We start from the raw sequence: 1,183 nt of genomic DNA, 5'->3' as shown, positions 1-1,183 counted from the left end.
TAGGATGGTCTGAAATAGCCATGCATTTCTGGCTGACTTCAGCCACCGCCGATTTTGAAAGAGGCGAGCCGATCAAAATTGAGCGGACACTCGCTCATTTCGGTGCTTTCAGCTGCGGCGAGGACCTCGCGGCGGCCATTTCCCGCATCACAGACGCACCTCTCCTGTGGTCGACAGCAAATGTCGGCGGGCCATCCACAGATTCGACAGGGCAAACAGCGTCATCATTTGCGCAGCATTCTTGGCCAATCCACGGAAGCGCACCTTGGTGTAGCCAAACTGCCGCTTGATCACTCGGAATGGATGCTCAACTTTCGCCCGCACCTGAGCCTTGGCTTTCTCGACCTTGCGGATCGCTTTGTACAAGGCACTGTGCTTGCCATGCTTCTTGTAGGTGCTGCGCCGAGCCGCGATCTGCCAGATGACTGGGCGGCCTTCATGTTCAGGGCGCTTTTCGACTCCGGTGTAGCCAGCGTCCGCGCACACCACGTTTTCCTCGCCGTGCAGCAGTTTGTCGACCTGGGTGATGTCCGCGACATTGGCGGCGGTCACCACCACGCTGTGCACCAGGCCCGAGTCTTCGTCGGCACCGATGTGGGCTTTCGCGCCGAAGTAATACTGGTTGCCCTTCTTGGTCTGGTGCATTTCCGGGTCGCGCTTGCCGTCCTGGTTCTTGGTCGAACTCGGCGCATGGATCAGCGTGGCATCGACGATGGTGCCCTGGCGCAGCGACAGGCCCCGGTCACCCAGGTAGCCATTGATCACCGCCAGAATCCCCGCCGCCAACTCATGCTTCTCCAGCAGGCGGCGGAAGTTGAGGATGGTGGTTTCGTCGGGAATACGCTCCAGGCTCAGGCCGGCGAACTGGCGCAAGATCGTGGTCTCATAGAGCGCTTCCTCCATCGCCGGATCGCTGTAGCCGAACCAGTTCTGCAGCAGATGCACGCGCAGCATCGCCATCAACGGGTATGCCGGACGACCGCCTTCGCCCTTCGGGTAATGCGGCTCGATCAGGGCGATCAAGCCCTTCCACGGCACCACCTGATCCATCTCGATCAGGAACAACTCCTTGCGGGTCTGCTTGCGCTTGCCGGCGTACTCGGCGTCGGCGAAGGTCATCTGCTTCATCGGAAAACTCGGGCAACGGGAGTGGCGTATTTCATCAGAAACGGGAAGTCTTCTT

General features: G+C 59.8%; 1 protein-coding gene. It reads right to left on the bottom strand.

The features are described from left to right. Positions 1 to 147: 147 nt before the first annotated feature. Complete coding sequence (locus BAY1663_RS22745; RefSeq protein ID WP_037045410.1) at positions 148 to 1,128, bottom strand: IS5 family transposase; 981 nt, start codon at positions 1,126 to 1,128, stop codon at positions 148 to 150. Positions 1,129 to 1,183: the final 55 nt, after the last annotated feature.

It is taken from the genome of Pseudomonas sp. BAY1663 (genome assembly GCF_000582595.1).
GTDB classification, from domain to species: domain Bacteria; phylum Pseudomonadota; class Gammaproteobacteria; order Pseudomonadales; family Pseudomonadaceae; genus Stutzerimonas; species Stutzerimonas stutzeri_AF.
The sequence above is the reverse complement of the archived record's forward strand: the minus strand, read 5'-3'. Positions and strand labels throughout refer to the sequence as shown.

Bases quoted from the DNA above. Each gene is read 5' to 3' on its own strand.
- BAY1663_RS22745 (WP_037045410.1), bottom strand. From the start codon at position 1,128: ATGAAGCAGATGACCTTCGCCGACGCCGAGTACGCCGGCAAGCGCAAG.